This is a genomic window from Nannocystis bainbridge, from assembly GCF_028368995.1.
In the GTDB taxonomy this organism is placed as follows: Bacteria; Myxococcota_A; Polyangia; order Nannocystales; family Nannocystaceae; genus Nannocystis; species Nannocystis bainbridge.
The window spans coordinates 596,034-613,140 of sequence record NZ_JAQNDL010000005.1 but is presented as its reverse complement, the minus strand read 5'-3'; the positions used below and the strand labels follow the sequence as shown (position 1 = coordinate 613,140).

The 17,107-nt window shown below is 70.7% G+C and carries 13 protein-coding genes; 5 read left to right on the top strand and 8 right to left on the bottom strand.

Annotated elements, in window-relative coordinates; translation table 11 throughout:
- Positions 1-3 precede the first annotated feature (3 nt).
- The 3 genes from POL25_RS42765 to POL25_RS42755 form a co-directional block, all read right to left on the bottom strand.
- Complete coding sequence (locus POL25_RS42765; RefSeq protein WP_272092230.1) at positions 4-2,337, bottom strand: amidohydrolase family protein; 2,334 nt, start codon at positions 2,335-2,337, stop codon at positions 4-6.
- 225 nt (positions 2,338-2,562) lie between these two features.
- Complete coding sequence (locus tag POL25_RS42760) at positions 2,563-3,810, bottom strand: peptide-N-glycosidase F-related protein (protein ID WP_272092229.1); 1,248 nt, start codon at positions 3,808-3,810, stop codon at positions 2,563-2,565.
- A 255-nt stretch (positions 3,811-4,065) separates the two neighbouring features.
- Entirely contained in the window at positions 4,066-4,587 is a 522-nt protein-coding gene (locus tag POL25_RS42755) for a hypothetical protein (RefSeq protein ID WP_272092227.1), read from the bottom strand.
- Between the two features lie 843 nt (positions 4,588-5,430).
- Here POL25_RS42755 and POL25_RS42750 point away from each other — a divergent pair.
- Positions 5,431-7,128 (top strand): DUF4403 family protein, encoded by a 1,698-nt coding sequence (locus POL25_RS42750; protein WP_272092226.1) that lies wholly within the window; start codon positions 5,431-5,433, stop codon positions 7,126-7,128.
- 91 nt (positions 7,129-7,219) lie between these two features.
- On the opposite strand, the gene POL25_RS42745 is transcribed toward POL25_RS42750, so the two are convergent.
- Entirely contained in the window at positions 7,220-8,278 is a 1,059-nt protein-coding gene (locus POL25_RS42745) for an NAD(P)-dependent alcohol dehydrogenase (protein WP_272092225.1), read from the bottom strand.
- 86 nt (positions 8,279-8,364) lie between these two features.
- Here POL25_RS42745 and POL25_RS42740 point away from each other — a divergent pair, with 86 nt between their 5' ends.
- A complete protein-coding gene (locus POL25_RS42740) occupies positions 8,365-9,261 on the top strand; it encodes a LysR family transcriptional regulator (protein ID WP_272092224.1) in 897 nt (298 codons plus the stop codon).
- Positions 9,262-9,274: 13 nt separating this feature from the next.
- On the opposite strand, the gene POL25_RS42735 is transcribed toward POL25_RS42740, so the two are convergent.
- The 3 genes from POL25_RS42735 to POL25_RS42725 all read right to left on the bottom strand — a co-directional run bounded on the left by POL25_RS42735 (position 9,275) and on the right by POL25_RS42725 (position 12,631).
- Positions 9,275-10,807, bottom strand: coding sequence for a carboxypeptidase-like regulatory domain-containing protein (locus tag POL25_RS42735; RefSeq protein ID WP_272092223.1), 1,533 nt, complete (start codon positions 10,805-10,807; stop codon positions 9,275-9,277).
- A 99-nt stretch (positions 10,808-10,906) separates the two neighbouring features.
- Positions 10,907-11,539, bottom strand: a complete 633-nt coding sequence (locus POL25_RS42730; RefSeq protein ID WP_272092222.1) for a radical SAM protein — start codon at positions 11,537-11,539, stop codon at positions 10,907-10,909.
- 372 nt (positions 11,540-11,911) lie between these two features.
- Entirely contained in the window at positions 11,912-12,631 is a 720-nt protein-coding gene (locus POL25_RS42725; protein WP_272092221.1) for a PAS domain-containing protein, read from the bottom strand.
- Between the two features lie 175 nt (positions 12,632-12,806).
- On the opposite strand from POL25_RS42725, the gene POL25_RS42720 reads away from it, so the two are divergent.
- Positions 12,807-13,181 (top strand): response regulator, encoded by a 375-nt coding sequence (locus POL25_RS42720; RefSeq protein WP_272092220.1) that lies wholly within the window; start codon positions 12,807-12,809, stop codon positions 13,179-13,181.
- A 2-nt stretch (positions 13,182-13,183) separates the two neighbouring features.
- On the opposite strand, the gene POL25_RS42715 is transcribed toward POL25_RS42720, so the two are convergent.
- Complete coding sequence (locus POL25_RS42715; protein ID WP_272092219.1) at positions 13,184-13,786, bottom strand: hypothetical protein; 603 nt, start codon at positions 13,784-13,786, stop codon at positions 13,184-13,186.
- 617 nt (positions 13,787-14,403) lie between these two features.
- Here POL25_RS42715 and POL25_RS42710 point away from each other — a divergent pair.
- Positions 14,404-15,363, top strand: a complete 960-nt coding sequence (locus POL25_RS42710; RefSeq protein WP_272092217.1) for an ATP-binding protein — start codon at positions 14,404-14,406, stop codon at positions 15,361-15,363.
- Positions 15,364-15,856: 493 nt separating this feature from the next.
- On the top strand, positions 15,857-16,921 hold the full coding sequence (locus POL25_RS42705) for an STAS domain-containing protein (protein ID WP_272092216.1): 1,065 nt from the start codon (positions 15,857-15,859) through the stop codon (positions 16,919-16,921).
- The last annotated feature ends 186 nt before the right edge of the window (positions 16,922-17,107 follow it).

The following is a 17,107-nucleotide window of genomic DNA, read 5'->3' as shown; positions in this document are numbered from 1 at the left end:
GCGTCAGCGCCCGAGGGCGGCGGCGCGGGCCTCGGCGAGCTCCCACATGCGAATGTAGCCCTCGGCCGAGCGGAACAGCGGCTCGAGGTCGGCCTCGTCGACGGCGTCGCGGCGGGCGTCCTCGATGAGCTCGGGCAAGAGGCCGATGTGGGTGAGGCCCTCGGTGTTGAAGTCGAGCTCGCGGTTGCCGACGACCGGCGGGGTGAACTCGATGTCGCCGGCGAACGAGTTGAAGGGGTAGGTGACGGGGTCGGCCTGCGGGGTCGGGCAGGCGCCGTCGCCGAAGCGCGGGCGGCGGGCGCCGGCGAACCCGTTGAGGTCGAAGCCGAAGCCCTCGGCCGGGTAGCCGCCGTTGTCCATGATGAGCTGGATCTTGTCCTTGAAGCCCTGCACGGTGGTGCCGGGGGCGTCGCCGCGACAGGTGCCGAAGCCGCCGGCCGAGACGCCGCCGAGCTCGTAGAGGAGGCCGCCGTTGTTGCGCCCGTGGCTGCCGGAGGCGGGGTAGCTGGCGGCCTGCAGCAGCTCGTAGGCGCGGACGTAGGACCACTGCGGGAGGTGGTCGACCTCGATGATCATGCCGCGCGCCATCATCTGACCGATCATGTGCTCGCCCAGCGGGGTGAGGCTGGCGTTCTGACAGTAGGGGCCCTCGAGCGCAGGTTCGAGGATCTGGCCGAGGTACTTGGTGGTGGTGGTCAGCGGGGCGCCGGGGAAATTGCTGTTGTCATTGGGGGCGGGCGAATCATAGACGTCGCGCGGCATGTTGAGGCCGCCGAAATTGACGTTGCCGCTGTCGAACCCGCCGACCTGCGGGTCAGGACATTCGAGGGTGAAGTTGGACCAGTGGCCGCTGTTGGCGAAGTTGCCGAGCTCGATGAAGGCGCGGTCGCCGTCGCCGGGCGAGAACTTGTTGTCGTACTTGTGGACGGGGAAGACGGCCCGCACGCCGAGGTCGTAGTAATGGTCGAGCTGGGCCTCGACGTAGGCCTCGTCGCAGGCAGGATCGCCGGCCAGCGGGGAGATCCTGCAGTCGAACAGGTTGGAGGTCTCGATGCCGAGGATGACAGCCAGCTTGCCGCCGGCGATGACCTCGCGCGCCTCGGCGGGGGTGTGGACGACGCGGAACCACCCGAGCCCGGGGCCGCCCGCCTGGGCGTCGATGTAGCGCTCCATGGCGTAGGTCTCGTCGATGATGCGGTCGACGGCGGTCATGTCGTCGCAGCCGTAGCGGCTGGCCTGGATGCCCTCGCCGATCATGAAGTCGCAGATGATGGCGTTGGTGGTGGCGTGCTGGACGACCAGGCGCAGGCCGGCGAGGTAGGCCCGCTGCAGCCACATCCAGTACTGGGTCTGGTGGGTCGAGCGCCGCGGACCGTCAGGCCATTCGGTGAACTCGGGCCAGCCGGCGGTGGCGTGATTGTCCTCGGCGAGCTGCTTGGCGACGAGGTCGGGCAAGAGGCTGGCGAGGTCGGCCTCTTCGTTGCCGGAGTTGTCGAAGATGTAGCCGAAGAAGTCCTTGCGGCCCATGTCGCCGTGGGAGATCGAGCAATCGGGCAATGCATGCTCGACGCCGAGGCGGTGATAGGCGCCGCCGTGGAACAGGCCGCCGCCGCCGAAGGCGTAGTTGGAGTGGATGTGCGAGTGGGTGTCGACGATGCCGTAGAGGTCGCCGTCGTCGAACATGGTGCGGGCGATCTGGCCGGTGGCGTCGAGGCTGAGCTCAGGGTAAGGCTTGCAACCCTCGGCGGGCTCGAAGGTGACGGGGAGGCCGTCGTCGGCGAGGGCGCCGGCGCCGAGCAGGCGGTCGTTCCGGCGGTTGCGCAGCTGGTATTGCGTCCAGTCGGCGAGCGAGGTCTCGAGCGTCCATTCGGCGCCGGACACGTAGGCGTCGTCGATGCGGGTGACGTCGGACTCGAGCACGGTCTGGCGCACGAGCGGGCCGTCGTCGGCGACGAGGTAGCCGCCGTCCTGATCGTAAAAGAGGTAGGTGCCGAGGTCGGCGGCGCGCATGGTGAAGCGCGCGGCGCCGGCCTTGTCGGCCGCAAAGGCGAAGGTGGTGGGGTCGCCGGCGGCGAGGTACTGGTCGCCGCTGCGCAGGGCGTAGCAACCACCGGCGAACTTGTAGGTGTCGAGCGTGGGCGGCTCGCCGGTGGTGTCGCCGGTGTCGCTGGTGGTGCCAGGGAGGCTGGTGGTCGGCACGGTGCCACCGGTGGTGTCGGTGCCGCTGGTGGTATTCTGCGTGTCGCCGGCCTCGTCGTTCGCCACAGGGTCGGAGGTGCAAGCCGTCAGCGCAGCGAAGGTGAGCGGTACGAGGTAGAGAGGGCGCACGTTGGCCATGGTAGCGAAGGATGGCAGCCGGCGTCTCGCGGTCGGCGACGAAACACGCGAATCGGCGATGCGAGGCCGGGCGCATCCGCACATGCTCGTCGCCACGGCGGGGCCTCGTGGCGCGGGCCTGCGGGCGCTTGGCCGCAGATTGCGGGTCACCGGGGCGTGGGGGGCCGGGCCCGCGAGCCCGCGCTGCGATTTGTCCTGAAGGACAGGTTGCTCGGCGGAGAAGGGCTACTCGGCCTGCACGTAGAGCGAGAACGGGAAGTTGCCCTGGTTGTCGGCGAAGGTGGCGTCGGGGACTTCGATGACGAACTCGTGCGGGCCGGCCTTGGCGCTGCCCCAGGGGAGGATGCGAGTGTCGATCACGTCGCCGGGGCACCAGTTGCTGAAGGACTGCCACGCCTCGTCGGACTGCTTGTAGGGGCCGTAAATGCCGTTGGGCTGGGTGTTGTAGACGCGGAACGGCTCGCAGGTCGGGCGGCCGGGCTTGTACACGTGCAACAGCTTGCCGTCGAGGTAGACGAAGTGGTCGCGGCGGATGTACTCCTCGCCGCCGGCGTTGGCGCCGTGGTTGGAGGTGATGAGCACGAGCTGGGCGTTGGCGGTGTCGGCCGGGAGCTCGAAGGTGACGGTCTTGCGGGTGGTGCCGAGCTCGTCGCTGGCGCCCTCGGCATAATTGTTAAACTCCTGGCCGATGGCGACCGGGACGAGGGTGTCGAACTGCGGGGCGGGCTGCTTGCTGTCGGTGTAGAGCAGCAGGGTGCCGAGCTGGGTGTCGTTGCGACCAGCGCAGCCGGCGACCTCCTCGTTGGCGGCGTACGGCACGCCGAAGATCATCAGCTCGAACCAGAAGTCGTATTCGGCGAGCAGCTCCGGGTCCTTGAGGATCGGCACCAGATTGCTGGCCTGCCACTCGTAGGGCACCGTCATCGGGTGCTTGTTCATGTCCATGAACGGGGTGATGAAGCGCGCCACCTCGAGGCGGTCGACCTCGGCGGGATCGTAGGTCTGGGCGCCCTTGGGGACCAGCGCCAGATGGACGGCGCCGATGCGATCGTAGTTGTCGCACAGGGCGCCGACGATGACGCCGAGAGTGAGGGTGGTCTGGATCTTGGCCAGCATGTCGTCGCCGAAGCGCGTGGCGACGAGGTCGTTGCGGTGACGAATGACGCCCTCGGGGATGGGCTCGTCGACGGTGCCGGCGTAGCCGTCGTAAAACACGATGTCCTGCAGCACGGAGAAGGCCTCGGGCTCGGGCGGCGGCTCGGGGTCGCCGGTGGTGCCGGGGTCGGTGGTGCTGGTGGTGGGCTCGGGGCCGGTGACGTCGCTCGAGGTGCCGGTCGTCGGGTCGGTGCCGGTGCTGTCAGGCCCGCCGGTGCCGTCGGTGGTGCCAGTGCCGGCGCTCTCGGCCTGCGGTTCGCTGCACGCCGCGAGCAGGGCCAATAGACAGACACTCGGGGTCAGGCGACGCAGGTTCATCGGAGCCAGCGTACCAGAACGCGGGCGCGCCCGCGCCCGCGGACCGGGCGTCACGCGGCGATGGCGGCGTCCCGGGGCGGCAGAGGCCGGCGGGAGGCCGCGTGTGCCGCTGCACGGGGCTGGCTCACGCCCGCCCGGCGCCGGGATCGGTCGGTAACCGAGGGTCAGCAAAGGTGCGCTGATTGTCCCCTGCGATTGCGAGGACCCGGCCCGATGGATTGGTGGGACCCGACATTGAAGTCGGCGCGGGCCCGATCAGCGCTCGGCGGGCGCCTTCTCGAGGATCTCCATGTCCTCGCAAAGACCGATGCATTCGATGCCGCCAGCGGCCGGGTCGCAGTCGTCGTTCGGATCGTCGACGCAGAGCTGGCCGAGCGGGCAGACGTCGCCGAGAGGGCCGCCGCAATGGGCGATCGGGGGCATGACGCAGATGCCGAGGCAATCGGCGCCGCCGTCGTCGGGGTCGCAGCCGTCGCTCGGATCGTCGACGCAGGGGCGGTCGCCGGGGCAGTCGAAGCCGGCGACGCCGCCGCAGGAGACCGGCTCTTCGGCCTGGCAGTGGCCCTCGCAGTCGACGTCGCCCTGGTCAGGGTCGCAGTCGTCGGCGCCGTCGTAGCGACAGGCGAGGCCCTCGGGGCACTGCAGGCCGACAGGTCCGGCGCAGGGGATCAGCGCGTCGGCGTCCGCCTTGCGCGGTTCGGTGGAGTCATGATCGCAAGCGAAGCCGAAGGCAAGCGTGAGCGCGATCCAGGCGAGGTGTTTGTGCTTGGTACGCATGTCTCTTCCGTGACCCGGCCGGCGCCATCGGCCACGCAAAAAGCGAGCGGAAATCGTTGCGAGCGGCCCTTTCGCCGCGTGGCGCGGAGATATCGACGATCGCACGCGGGCCGGCGAGGGCGCGTCCGCGCAGCGTCGGGTGTAGACAATGGCGTGAGCGCAAAGCACGCGCGTGGGATGTCGATGCACATGCAGCGAGCGCGAGCGCGAGGGGCCGATCGGACCGGCGCGGGCGCCGTCTCGGGGATCTTCGTACGAGTGCCGCGATTTGCGATGAATCGCCAGGATCGCAGGGCTCGCGCTGTTTGTCGCGAATGATGCCCATGCCGACGATGCCGGCGAAGAACCCCAGGCTCGATCGCACATGGCCCACAGGACAGGTCGAGCGTGCGAGCGCGGCATGGCCGATGAGTCAGGTCGCGAGACAGGGTCGAAGGGTCGGTGGCGGGGATGAGCGGGGTGTCGGGGACTCGCCGGCAGATCGCTCCGCTGCGCAGCGGCGCGCCGGGAGAGCCTCGTGAGCACGCTCAGGTCGTTGGCGCGCTGCGAGGCGTGGGCGCCCGCGTATCGGCCGCAGGCGAGGCCCGCGAGCGCTGCGGTCGAGCTCGGCGTAGGCTGCGCGAACGGCCCGGGGCCCGGCTTTGTGGGGCCTGCTCGCATTTGCGAGCCGAGGGGTCCGGCGAGGTCGCGCGCGAGGGCGCGGGCGCATGCGCGAGAGGCGGGCGATCGCGCGCCGGAGCGAGCCGGCTTCCCTGTCGCGGCCGCGCCGGCGATGCTCGCCCGGCCCGTGGTCCGGGGTCGCGCGAGGTGAAGCGCGCCGGGATTTCGGAGTCTGAGGACGCGATGCTCCCGACACCCAAGCTCACCTTCGCGACGCTGCTCGCATTTCTCTGCAGCTGCACCATCGTCCGCGTGCCGTATTCGGGGCCGAGCTCGCCGCCGAGGGGCACGGCGGGCAAGCCGAAGCCCGCGAAGAAGCCGCAGCCGAAGCCGTCGAGCTCGAAGCCGAAGCCGAAGCCGACCCCGAAGCCGGCGCCGAAGCCCGCCAAGCCGACGCCGAAGCCGTCCGGGCCGGGCAAGCCGGCCAAGCCGCAAGAGCCGCCGCCGCGGCCCGATCCGCGGCCGGAAGAGCCGCCGCCGGGCGTGCGTGACGGCACCCAGATCGTCGTCCCGCTGCGCGTCGACTTCGACGGCGCGGTGAACAAGGTCGACAGCCTGATCCAGAAGACGATCACGCAGGACTGGCAGGTGGTCAGCGACCCGAAGTCGGCCACCAAGATCGAGGTCCGCTACACGATCTGGCGCGATCCGATCAAGGCCAAGTTCGACGACGGTCGCCTCGACGTGGCCGTGAACGTGCGCTACGCGGCCGACGTGCGCGCGTCGACGAAGATCGGCAAGCGGCTGATCTGGATCACGAAGGGCGAGACGTGGGGCACCAAGGCCGAGCCGCAGAAGGTGGCGGCCAAGTTCCACGCCGACTTCAAGATCGAGAACGATTTCCGGGTGACGGCCGCGCCGGCGCTCGACGACATCGACTTCGGGCCGGCGCCGAGCGGGCAGGTGTGCGTCAAGGCGCTGGCCAAGGTGTGCATCACCAAGGAGTCGGTCGCGCCGATGGTCAACAAGAACTTGCAGAAGCAGCTGGTGCCGAAGATCCAGCAGGCGCTCGCGCAGGCCGACGCGCAGTTCGAGAAGCAGCTCAACCTGAAGAAGCAGGCGCAGACGCTGTGGGCGGGGCTGCAGCAGCCGCAGTCGCTGCAGCAGTTCGCGCAGGGCCGCTGCCCGCCCGAGGCCGGGGCGATTTGTTCGACGCCGGCGTGGCTGGTGGCCAAGCCGACGGCGCTCGGGGTGTCGCAGCCGCGGATGGACGGCGGCTCCCTGCGCGTCGACCTCGGGCTGGCCGGTCAGCTGGTGGTGACGCTCGGCGCCAAGCCGGCGGTCAAGCCGGTGCCGCTGCCGAAGCTGCAGCCGGTGACCGACCCGCCGGGCTTCGCGTTCAAGTCGCGCCTGCGCCTGCCGATCAGCCAGCTGAACGAGGAGCTGAGCAAGCGGCTCGGCAACGTCAAGCTCGACGGCCGCAACACGCCCGACATCGTCATCACCTACGTGAAGCTGGTCGACGCGTTCGAGGGCCGGCACCCGCACCGCCTGACCTTCGCGGTCGGCGTCGGCGGGGCGATCCGCGGCGAGCTCAAGCTGCAGGGCGACCTCGAGTGGGACGCGCGGGCGCGTGAGCTGGCGATCGAGAACTTCGACTACACGGTCGACACCGACAACGCGGCGCTGAAGAAGCTGTCGGAGTCGCAGTACGCGGCGCTGCGCAAGCTGGTGGCCGACAAGGCCCGCTGGAAGCTGGACACGCGGGCGGCCGCGCTCAGCGACGCGGTGTCGAAGGCGCTCGGCGGGGCCGTGGCCGGCCGCCTGCAGGTGGACGCGGAGGTCACGGCGATCGAGGTCGAGAACTTCAGCGTCAAGGACGGGCTGGTCGACGCGGCGGTGGCGCTGGGCGGCAAGCTCGAGGTCGCCTTCACGCCGTGAGTGCGGACGACCGGCGATAGTCCGCAAGGACAGGTCCGAACGGACATGATGGAACGGACATGCCTGAAAGGGCATGTCCGTTCGCGCAGGTTCAAACGCCGGGGTCGCGGCTCAGCGTCTTCATGTCGATGACGAAGCGGTAGCGGACGTCGCTGCGGTCGACGCGGGCGTAGGCGGCGGCGACGTCCTGGATGGCGACGGTCTCGATGTCGGCGGTGATGCCGTGGCGGGCGCAGAACTCGAGCATGCGCGCGGTCTCGGGGATGCCGCCGATGCCGGAGCCGGCCAGCGAGCGGCGCTGCGACAGCAGCTCGAAGCCGCTGACCTCGCCGGGCGCGTCGGGCATGCCGACCAGGACGAGGGCGCCCTCGCGTCGCACGAGCCGCAGGTAGGCGTTCCAGTCGAGCGTGGCGCCGACGGTGATGATGACGAGGTCGAACCGGCCGGCGAGGCGGGCGAAGGTCTGCGGGTCGGAGGTGGCGTGGTAGTCGTGGGCGCCGAGCGCGAGGGCGTCGGCCCGCTTGCCCTCGCCGCGGCTGAGGACGGTGACCTCGGCCCCGAAGGCGCGCGCCAGCTTGACGCCGAGGTGGCCGAGGCCGCCGAGGCCGACGATGGCGACCTTGCGGCCCGGTCCGGCCCGCCAGTGGACGAGCGGGGAGTAGAGGGTGATGCCGGCGCACAGCAGCGGGGCGGCGGCGTCGAGCGGCAAGGCGTCGGGGATCTCGAGCACGTAGGCGCGCTTCACCACGATGGTCTGGGCGTAGCCGCCGTAGGTCGGGGCGCCGTCGTGCTCGCGGCCGTTGTAGGTGAGCACGAGGTTGTCGAGGTCCTGGTGCTCGTGCTCGCGGTCGCCGTGGCCGCGGGAGCAGCCGCCGTCGACGAAGCAGCCGACGCCGACGCGGGCGCCGACGGGGAGGTCGGTGACGGCGCTGCCGACGGCGCGCACGATGCCGGTGATCTCGTGGCCAGGCACCATCGGGTAGGTGGCGCCGCCCCACTCGTCGCGGGTCTGGGACAGGTCGGTGTGGCAGATCCCGCAGTAGGCGACTTCGATGACGACGTCATCGGGGCGCGGGTCGCGGCGGACGATGGTGGTCGGCGCGAGGCCGCTGGTCGGCGATTGCGCGGCGTAGGCTCGGATTTCGGGCATGAGGCTCCTGGACCCGCAGGCTAGGCATCGCCGGCGCGGTCGAGTAGATAGCCGGAGCTGGAAGGGTCGATGAACGAGGCTCAACAATGAGGCGCGAGGACTGGCCGGACCTGGCGGTGTTCGTGGCGGTGGCTGAGGCGCGCAGCTTCACGCGGGCGGCGTCGCGGCTGGGCCTCTCGACGTCGGCGATCAGCCACGCGATGACGGGGCTCGAGGAGCGGCTGGGCCTGCGACTGCTCCACCGCACGACTCGCAGCGTGGCGCCGACGGCGGCGGGCGAGCAGCTGCTGGCGACGCTGGTGCCGGCGATGGACGGGGTGGCCGCGGCCGTGGCGGGGCTCGCCGAGCTGCGCGACGAGCCGGCCGGGCCGGTGCGCCTGACGGTCCACCGCGACGCGGTGATGCGGCTGCTGGCGCCGCGCCTGCCGGAGCTGGCGCGCAGGTATCCGCGGGTGGTGCTCGAGATCGTGGCCGACGACAAGCTGGCCGACATCGTGGCCGAGCGCTTCGACGCGGGGGTGCGCCTCGGCTACATGGTCGACCGAGACATGGTGTCGGTCCGCATCGGGCCCGACGACCGCGCGACGATCGTCGGGTCGCCCGAATATCTGCGCCGCCACCCGCCGCCGCAATCGCCGCAGGAGCTCCGTCAGCACCGCGCGATCAACTATCGTCAGACGTCGGGGGCGCTTTTCAAATGGGAGCTCGAGCAGGACGGCCGCGCGCTGGCGGTGGCGATGGACTCGGCGCTGGTCACCAACGAGCCGCTGCTGCTGGTCGAGGCGGCGCTCGCGGGGGTCGGCCTGGCCTACGCGCTCGAGAGCCACGTGGCGGCCCACGTGGCGGCGGGCCGGCTGGTCCGGGTGCTGGAGGATTGGTGCCCGCCGTTCCCGGGCAGCTTCCTTTATTGGCCGAGCGGTCGCCACGTGACGCCGGCGCTGCGCGCGGTGATCGAGGTGCTGCGCAGCGATCCGTCCGGCTGAAACCCGCGGGTCGTCAGGGGCGCTCGGCGATGAAATCGATGTCGCTCGCGTCGGCGGCGGTGATGTCGACGGACTTATCCGCGGAGCAGGTGAGGCTCGCGTGCGTGCAGGCGACGTCACGCGGCCCGGGGAGCAGCCCGAGCAACGAATAATAGCCGTGGGCGTCGGTGCGGGTGACGTGCGCGCCGGAGGCGATCTGGGCGTCGGCGACGCCGTGGCCGCCGCTGTCGACCACGCGGCCGCGGAGGGCGTGCGTGCCGGGGCGGGCGGCGATGGTGGCGAACAGCCATTGCTGGGCCACCTGCCGTGAGGCGACATCGTCGGCGAGCCAGGCATCGGTGTGGCCGACGCCAGGGACCGCGAGCGTGGTGATCGGGTAGCCGAAGGACGCCAGCAGCTCGACGCCCTTGAGGCTGTTGGGCTGACCGCCGTCGCCCGCGGCGCCCCATGACAGCCAGGCGGCCCGGCCGCGCACGCGCTGCATTCGCGACGCCGAGCCGGCGCCGCCGTCGGGGGTGAGCGGGGTGACGACGTCGGCGTGGCTGTGCATGACGAAGCCGAGCCAGGCGTCGGCGATGCCGTCGTCGTGGAGGCCGACGAAGCTGGTGCCGATGGCGCCGCGCGAGAAGCCGGACACGACCACGGCGCCCGGATCGATGCCCCAGGCGTCGATGGTGCGGGCGAGGTTGGTCTGCCAGTAGGCGACGGTCGCCGGTACGTCGCCCCAGCCGAAATCGAGGTTGGCGCCGCTCTCGAGGTAGGGCAGGACCAACCAGACGAATTGCTGGCAGCCCGCGAGGTGGTAGCCGAGGATGGCGTCGTCGACCTTGCCGGTGAAATCACCGTACTCGTTGCACGGCGATTCGACGATCATGGGGTAGCGCCGCCCGGGCTGCCAGTCCGGCGGGAGATAGAGGCCGTGGTAGACGCCGGTGCCCTGATATTCGGGCGCGACGACCTTGACGAAGGCGCCGGGCGCCGGCTCGCCGTCAGTCAGCGGTGGACGCGGCGGACAGCTCGGCAGGTCGTCGACGAGCTCGACGACGACCTCGGCGCTGGCCTGCAGACCGGCGGCGCTGGCGGTGATCGTGGCGACCCCCGCGGCTGTGTTGCTGGCCTGGAAGGTGCCGCCGTGGCGCGTGAGCGTGCCGAGCGACGGATCGTCGAGGCTCCAGGCGGCGGTGACCGGGACGATGTGACCGCGACCGTCGAGCCCGACGACGCTGTAGGACGCCGGAAACGACCAGCCGCTGGCGACGGTGACGAGGTGCTGCGGCGGATCGATCTGCAGTGCGACGAGGCCCGCGTCGCTCGTGGTCGCGTCGCTGGTCTCGCTGGTGGTCGTCGAGGTCGACGAGGTCGTGGAGGTGGTCGGAGCGGGCTCGGGCGAGTCGCTGCCGGTCGTGGTCGTGGTGGAGGTCGTGGTGGTCGTGGGGAGCAGCGGGCTCGTCGCGGACGAGGGGCTCGGGTCGCCGCCCGGCGCGGGGCAGGCGGCCAGCGAGGGCAGCGCGAGGCCGAAAAATCGCCATCGACTGGACTTCCGCACGGCGATCATCGTGCCCGATCGGGGCGAGCGGGGGAAGCTACGCAAAGCTGTCTCATGAGACATGTCGATGCGCCCGGCTCGCGGGCCGCGGCGGCGCGCTCAGCCGGCGACGAGGCGCTGGAACAGCGGGACCAGCAGCTCGCCCTCGCTCGAGAGGGCGATGGCGTCGATCCACGGCGTCGACGAGGACGGGCCGGAGCGCGCGTCCTCGGGGACTGCGACGCCGCCGAGGACCAGCTTGAGCTGCGGGTGACGGCGCTTGAGCCGGCGCCCGAGAGCGAGGGCGGCGTTGGTCTGGAACGATTCGCAGGCGAACCCGATCGCCGCGGGCACGCCCGCGGCCTCGATGCAGGTGCAGGCGTCCTGCAGGAACTCGGGGACGATCTGGTCGCGGATCCGTCGCAACCAGCGCCGCGGGTCGCCGACGACGTGCAGGGGGGCGAGGTCGGACGCGTAGGTGTCGAAGAAGGCGTCGTCACGCGTGCTCGCGCCGTCGCCATACACATAAGAAGAGAACAACCACTCGCCGAATTTGCCGACCTCGTGGTTCTCGCTCAGCTCGCGATAGGCGCCGCGACCGATCTTGGCGACCAATATGGGCTTCAGATCTTGCACGCGCACGTGGAGACCGGCGGACCGGAGCCGCGCGCCGAGCCGATACGGGGCCAGCGGCGTGGGCCCGAGCACCCGAAAAGGTACGTCGAGCAAGGCGACCGAACGAGATACTTGCATGCGCGGCATCGTAGCCGAATCCCCGGCGCCGTCCCACGAGGTGAACATTGACCAATCGCAGCCGGCGGCCCGGTGGGCGCCCGTGGGCGCCCGTGGGCGCCCGACCCCCGCGTGTGCTCGTACCATTCGTCGGCGCCGGATCGCCGCAGGTGCCGCCATTGTCGGGAGGTGGGCGAGGCGCAGGCCGTGCACGCCCGGTCACTTGCGAGCGCCGCTCGCTCGTGGGTTACGTCGGCCGCGGCGGGGTGTCCGGCCCACGACAGGTGTCCGGCCTCGCCGTCCGGTGGTGACACTGTCCGGAGGCGGCGGCCGCCGGCGTCTGCGAATGCAGTGACATGTCCCCGGGGACATGTCCCGAGGGCCAGGGCTGGACTAGGGCGAGCTTTCGGGCTGGGCCGGGGCGGTGAGGTCGGCGGCGCCCAGGGGCGGCTCTGCGGGGCCCCGGGCCGAGTCTTCGAGCCCGGCGGCGGTCTCGGTGAACAGCTGGATCAGGCGCGGGAGCTCGTTCGCCTGCCGGGCCAGCAGCTCGCGGGCGGTGGCGGCGGATGCGTCGCCGCGGGGGCTGCGGGCGAGCAGGTGGGCGGAGATCGTGACGACGTGGAGGCGGTTGCGCAGCTCGTCCTCCAGCGCGGACAGCAGCGCGGCCATGTCGGGGTTGGCGTGGTGCAGGCCGCTGAACGGCGCGGCGGCGTCGTACTCGCGGTGGGTGTGATCATTGCGCTCGCGGGCGACGATCGAGGAGCCGATGACCCGGCCGCCTTCGTCCTTGAGCGGGGAGACGGCGAGGGCCACGGCGGCGAGCTGGCCGTCCTTGCGGCGCCGCTCGGTGTCGAACGGCGGCAGCGGCTCGCCCGTGCCGATCCGCGCCGTCACCTGGGCCTCCTCGTCGGCGCGGTCGGCCGGCACGAGCATGCTCACCGGGCGGCCGATCACCTCGTGCGCCAGGTAGCCGAACAGGCGCTCTGCGCCGCGGTTCCACGACAAAATGGTGCCGTCGAGCGAGCGGCTCAGGATCGCGTCGTGGGCGTCGTCGACGATCGCGGCGAGGCGGGCACGAGCATCAGGGGAAAATTCGGGCCCGAGGTCGCTCATCGATCCGCGTTCAGCCTAGCATGCTGCGGCGGATTTGCTGGCAGATGTCGCAGACGCAAGGTCGATGCGTCGCGGGGCTCGCGCCCCGGTCGTGACGAGGACGCGGACCCATGGTGGCTGCGCCGACGGCGCCGTAGTCCTCGCGCGTGGCGGGTCTGCTAGGTTCCCGGCCCTCATGCCCACGATTCTCATCATCGAAGACGACTCCGAAATTCGTGGAGTCTCGGCCGTCCTGCTGCGACGCGAGGGCTACGTCGTCGAGGAGGCCGCGAGCGGCGAAGAGGCGCAGACGTTCTTGCGCCGGTCGGACCGCGATCCGTGCCTGATCCTCGTCGACCTCATGATGCCGATCCTCGGCGACTGGGAGGTCATCGACGTCCTGCGCGATCAGGACCGCATCCTCGCGCTGCCGGTCGTGATCCTGTCGGCCGAGAATCCCAGGACCGCGCCGCCGGGGGTCGCCGCATTCGTGCGCAAGCCGATCGAATTCGACGTGCTCCTGAACTTGGTGCGGAGCTACTGCGGGCCGCCGGCGAGCCCGCGCGGCTGACCTCAGTTGCGGCTGGCGGCGGCTCGCCACTGCGACGCCGGCCGCGCGGTGGGCTCGGTGAGCTGGGCGGGGCGCGGGCTGTCGTCGCTCCGCAGCAGGTATTCGCTGGCCGCGACGACGAAGCCGGACTGCAGATCGGCGCCCATCAGGTAGCGCCAGAACGGCAGCTCGGTCGCGGGGACGTCGAGGAACAGTAGGCCGCCGTCGCGCGCGAGCGCGGCCCAGATCGTCTGCACGAACAGCCCGAGCAGGACCGGGCGCTCGGCGGCGGCGAAGCTGGTGGTGATGCCGTCGATGACGTAGACGTCGGTCACCGGGTGCCAGAAGCAATCGGCGATCTGGTCCTGGACGTAACCCTCGCCCGTCAGCGCCTCGCCGCACACCCGCGTCAGGTATTCGCTGCCGAGGCTCGCCGCGGCCCGGGCATAGGCGGCGTCGCGGCTGTCGAGCCGCACCGCGTACACGTCCGCGGCGGCGCACACGACATCGTCGCGCACGAGCTCGCCGCGGAACGTGTCGAATGCTCGCTGGGGCCCCTGGCCCAGCGCGACGAGCGGGCAGCGCAAGGTCAGGCGGAGCGAATAGGGGGTGGCGGCTCTCTGCATGATTAGGCTCTGGTTCAAGGGTGGCGCTTCGCTCGCTCTGCTCGGTCGAGCCTCCGCGTGGGGCGCGACGAGATCAGCTTCGCCGCGGTCCTACGACCATGGATGCAGCCCGGCGAGGCGTCAAGTCGGCGCGGACACCATATAGGGAGCACGTCGGGCTCATGCGGAGCCCGACCCGACCTTGAACACAGGAGGCGAAGGTTCGACAGGCCCGGCGGCGCGTGAACGGGCGCGCAGCGCGGGTCCGACGGCCCCCGCTGCGATGATGGCACTGCGCATGTGGTGATTCGGATGCGGATCATCGCATGATTCGGTGATAGCCGTAGATAAGGTTCGTAGTATCTGTCCAAGGTTGCTGAACGGCCGCCAAGCGGCCTCGGCCGTGGCGTTGGCGCGGTTTACCCCGAGGTCGAAATCATGCCTCGCACGTGAGGCGCGACCCCGCGTACGAGACGGTCCTCTCATTCGGCGTCACCTTGCATCCGTGCGGAATGGGGAGCAGTCTCGAGGAGACGGCCATGGAAACCGCCTCACCGCTCACCCGCCCGGAACTGGTCGCGCTCGCGCCCCCTGCCAATATTCGCCCGCGTGCGCGTCGTTATGTCGGAGACACGGTCGTGGCCTCGATCCAAGACCTGGCGCCCGGCGACGCCGCGGTGGTGCGGCGGATCTACGACTTCCTGCGGGGGTTGTACGCGCTGGTCGGCGGCCTCGACGAGCCGGAGCAGGGGCTCGCCCGCGTGCGCGAGGAGCTGAAGCGGCAGGACTACCCGACCCTGTGCGAGCAGATCCGCGGGCTGGGCGCGGCTCTGGTGGCCGAGGACACGCCGCTGGCGGTGCGCAAGGTCTATCACGACGTGCGCGGCGGCAGCCTCAGCGGGCTGCTCATGCACCTCGACCTGTGCGAGGCCGGCGAGGCCGAGGTGGAGGACTTCGAGCGCGTGTTCTTCCTGGTCCGCGACCACCTCAAGATCATGCGCAACGCGCTGCCCGACCTCGACCCGAGCGGCTACGCGGTCGACCTGGCGCCGGTCGATCACGACGCGTCGCTGCTGGTCGAGAAGTGGGCGGGGATCGCCTACGGGGCCGCCGACGCCGGGCGCGTGCGGGTCGACCTGGATTGCGAGTTCCACGGGGCGGTCTCGGAGTGCTGCATGGAGTTCGCGGCGCTCGATCGCGTGATGTACAACCTGATCAACAACGCGGCGCGGTTCGCCTCCGACGCGGTGGTGCACGTCGACATCTTCCCGCTCGGCGAGGCGCAGGAGACCGACCTGCGGGTGGTGGTCAGCAATCAGGTCACGCCGGAGCACCGCGCCCGCCTGCTCGCCGATCTTGGCGACGACTTCAGCCGGATCTTCGCCACCCGCTACACGACCGACGGTCACGGCATCGGCCTGCAGATCTGCAGCGACATCGTCAGCCACGGCTACGGCCTCGACTCCGCCCGCGAGGCGCTGGTCCAGCGCTATCTCGGGGCCCGCTTGATCCGCGATCACTTCGTGGCGTGGTTCCACTGGCCGGCCCGCCGGGGCGCCGCGTCGTCGCTCCGTAGCTGTCCGAAGGGCCAGGACTAGCCGCGCCCCGTCGTGGGGCTCGCCTTCGCGCCTCGTGTGGGTCGGCAGTCGCTGACGGCGCCGGCGGCGGGTCGCGATATTCGCGCCGCTCGGAGTCATGGAAGCGCCGGGATGGCAGGTGCTGTGAATGGTTGGCGGACGATTGTCCGCTCCGCCATGCTGCGCGGATGGGCAGGGCCGGCGCGGATGGCAGTCGTCGTATCGACGCGTTCGCTCGCGGCGCCGCGTGGGGTCTCACGTGCGGTGCGGTCGCCACCATTGGCATCAGGCCGTCTCGTGACCGTGACGCGGCGCGATCGTCATGGACACATTCCGACGGTGAGGTCCGACCACAATGTAGTATCGGCTTCGCCACGAGGCGCCGGGCTCGCCGTCGATCGGCGGCGCGACGAAGCGGGCGCAATCGCGGCCCAGACGCCGTTCGTCGCCCGCGACGAAGTCGAAGTTCTCCGTGGTGCCGGCGCCAGGAAAGTGTTTCAGTCGCTGCGACGACATGATCGAGCGCGCGACTCTGGGGGGACTCGAGTTTGAGTACGACACCGAACGCGGCAACATCCGCATGGCGGGTAACCCGGCGATCTTCATCTGGACCGAGAGCACGCTGACGGGCCTGATCAGCGGGCTGCAGCGCATGGTCGGCACGGATCGCTTCCGCCTCGCGCTGCACGGCGGCGGACGCGACGGGGTCGAGGGCGATTGGGCGTACATCTCGCAGTTCCCCAGCTTCGAGGCGGGCTTCGCCGCGCTGGTCGAGGTCGCCGCGACGTTCGGGTGGGGCCGCTGGGAGCTGGTCTCGCTCGATCGCAAGGCCCGCCGCGCCGTGCTGCGCGTGCACCATCACTGGGAGACGAACATCCAGAAGGTGCTCGGGGTCAGCTGGGGCGCGAGCTACCTCGGCGGCAAGTTCGCCGGCATCTTCCAGCGCCACTTCGAGGTGTCGCAGTGCTGGGCAGAGCAGGTCGCGTCGGTCACGAGCGGCGACGCGTACGACGAGTTCGTGGTCACGCCCTCGGAGGCGAGCCTGGAGGACCGGATCGAGCACATGCTGGCGACCGACGACGCGACCCGGGCCGACCTCGCGGTCGCGCTCGAGCGGGTGCGCAAGGAGGTCGACGAGCGGGCCGAGACGGAGAGGCAGCTGCTGGAGAAGCTGAGCCTGATCGCGCAGCAAGAGGAGGCCATCCGCGCGCTGGCGACCCCGATCATCGAGGTCTGGGAGGGCGTGCTCAGCCTGCCGCTGATCGGGGCGGTCGACGGCCGACGCGCGGCCGATACGATGGGTCGCCTGCTCGAGGCGATCATCCAGAAGAAGGCGCGCCACACGATCATCGATCTGACGGGGGTCGAGTTCATCGACACCGCGACGGCCGAGCACCTGCTGCGGCTGGTGATGGCGGCCGAGCTGCTGGGCGCGCGCTGCATCATCACCGGCATCCGCCCCTCGATCGCGCAGACGATGGTGTCGATCGGGATCGACCTGTCCAAGCTGACGACCCGCGCCAGCCTGCGCGACGGGCTGGTGTATTGCATCGACCAGGCGCGCACGGGCGGTCGCTGAGCGCGGGCGAGCTGCGCGGGCGGAGCTGCGTGCTCGAGGTCGTCGATTTCAGCGGGTTCTCCGACGACCTCCGGCGAACGCCTCGCCGCGGCTGGCCCGGTCCGGGTCCCGCTGGATGGATTGAGGGTAGATGGCCCGTGGGACATGCCTACGAGGACATGTGCGAAGAGAAATGGCCACAAGGAC